Genomic DNA, 1,986 nt, shown 5'->3' with positions numbered 1-1,986 from the left:
TCACCACCTATCAGTTTTAGTTAGACTATCGTGCAACAGGTTGACTAAGACGACGAGGCGATGATGGGAACGGTTCGGCAGCTTGCGGCGGAGGTTGAACGGGGGTTGCGAGAAGCGCACCCGACCCTGCGGAAGACGGTGATAACCAAGGTGGCCTTGGTGGTGGGCGCGATGCTCGAGGCGCGAACCCCGAACACGGTCGAGCTAGCCCATCTGCTGCCACTGGACACCGAACGGCAGGACCTGCGCGAACAGTGGCGGCGGCGGCTGTTAAAGAACCCGTTGTTGTCCGGTGCGGCGTTGTTGGAGCCTTGGGTCCGCCACGCTCTCGCGGCGGCGGGCCGGAACGGGCAGACCGTGGTGTTGAGCCTGGATCAGACCGATCTGGGCGAGCGGTTCGCGGTCTTGATGCTGGGTCTCGTGGTGGGGGATCGGGTGTTACCGCGGGCCTGGGCGGTGGAGGCCGGCCCGGCGAACCTGGGGTTTGACCGCCAGCGAACCCTCCTGGAGTACGTCCGGGATGGGCTGCCGGCGGGGGTCGAGGTGCTGCTGCTGGCGGATCGGTTCTATCCCTCGACCGCGTTGCTCGAGTGGCTGCATCGGCAGGGGTGGCATTACCGATTGCGCTTGAAAAGCAACCTCAGCGTCGATCCGGGGTTTGGGGATATCGTCACGACCGGGGACCTCGCGACGGGATACACGGAACGCGGCTTGCCCGACGTGTGCTTGTTTGGCGGCGGCGTGCCGACGAACCTGGGGATTCTGCATGAGGTCGGGCATCCCGAACCCTGGATCATCGCCATGGACTGCGTCCCGACCCGGGCTGCGGTGCGGGATTACGGCCGTCGCTGGAGCATCGAGCCGATGTTTTCCGACTTTAAAAGTCGTGGTTTTGACCTGGAAGCCACCCCACTCCGCGCACCGGATCGGCTCGACCGTCTGCTCGTCATCATGGCCCTCGCCATGCACGGGTGCGTCCGTGTCGGGCAAGAAGAGGCCCGCGAACGCCCGAACCCGCTGGAAAAAAAACGCAAGCGCAGACGGATCCGGACCCTTGGACCTTTAGAAAGCTCGCCCGCAGCGCCCTCTCTTGGTTTAAGCGCGGTCTTCGATTGCTCCGGAGACGACTGCAAATGCAACAACCCTTACCCTCCTTCTATCGCCTCTGCTCGACGATGAAGAACTGATAGGTGGTGAGGCACCGACAGATTGCCCTTGATGCTGCTGATCTTGGTCGGTACTTGGCCGGTGGCCGGATAGCGGCGGGTGGTCGGTAGTTCGATACAGCGATAGTCCAACTTCGGCGCCCGGTACGACAGATAGGCCAGAAGCTCGTAAGTCGAGAAAATATCCCGGAATGGGGCGACTCTGGGATCGAGCAGCAGTTGACGGTGAATCGCCCCGGGTTCTGTGGAGGCAGTTTGGTTTAAGTTAAGTTGCTTCCAGGGTGTTGCCGGCGAACTGCCGGTAGTCGTTTGCCTCAGCCTCGGCTGGAGGGATAGAGCCGATAGGTTCCAGTAACCGGTGGTGATTAAACCAAGCCACCCATTCCAGTGTGGCGAGTTCGACCGCCTCCCGGTTCTTCCAAGGCGCCCGGCGGTGGATCAGTTCCGCCTTGTATAGGCCGTTGAGGGTCTCGGCCAAGGCGTTGTCATAGCTGTCACCACGGCTGCCCACCGAAGGTTCGATCCCGGCCTCGGCGAGGCGCTCCGTGTAGCGGATGGAGACGGACTGCGACCCTCAGTCACTATGATGCACCAGGGTACCCGAGCGTTCCGGTTGCCGGGCGTATAGGGCTTGTTCCAGTGCATCCAAAACGAAGTCTGTTCGCATGGAAGTACTGACCCGCCCGCCCACGATGTAGCGCGCGAAGACGTCGATCACAAACGCCACCTACAGCCAGCCCTGCCAGGTCGAGACCTGGTGCTTTGTCACACTTCTAATTTAGGGTAGCGTTCACGGACACTTTTAGGCAAGGTACGCCCA

General features: G+C 61.8%; 1 protein-coding gene and 2 pseudogenes. 1 reads left to right on the top strand and 2 read right to left on the bottom strand.

Annotation, left to right across the window (positions count from 1 at the left end; genetic code table 11):
- Positions 1-60 precede the first annotated feature (60 nt).
- Positions 61-1,179, top strand: coding sequence for a transposase (locus BN874_RS11455; RefSeq protein WP_230314411.1), 1,119 nt, complete (start codon positions 61-63; stop codon positions 1,177-1,179).
- Here BN874_RS11455 and BN874_RS25685 read toward each other — a convergent pair.
- A pseudogene (locus tag BN874_RS25685) lies at positions 1,146-1,400 on the bottom strand (hypothetical protein); the annotation flags it as partial. The gene BN874_RS11455 and the pseudogene BN874_RS25685 overlap by 34 nt on opposite strands.
- A 31-nt stretch (positions 1,401-1,431) precedes the next feature.
- Positions 1,432-1,920, bottom strand: a pseudogene (locus BN874_RS11450) (DDE-type integrase/transposase/recombinase); the annotation flags it as partial.
- Positions 1,921-1,986: the final 66 nt, after the last annotated feature.

The sequence above is a fragment of the Candidatus Contendobacter odensis Run_B_J11 genome (genome assembly GCF_000531125.1).
In the GTDB taxonomy this organism is placed as follows: domain Bacteria; phylum Pseudomonadota; class Gammaproteobacteria; order Competibacterales; family Competibacteraceae; genus Contendibacter; species Contendibacter odensensis.
This window is presented reverse-complemented; position numbering and strand designations above follow the sequence as displayed.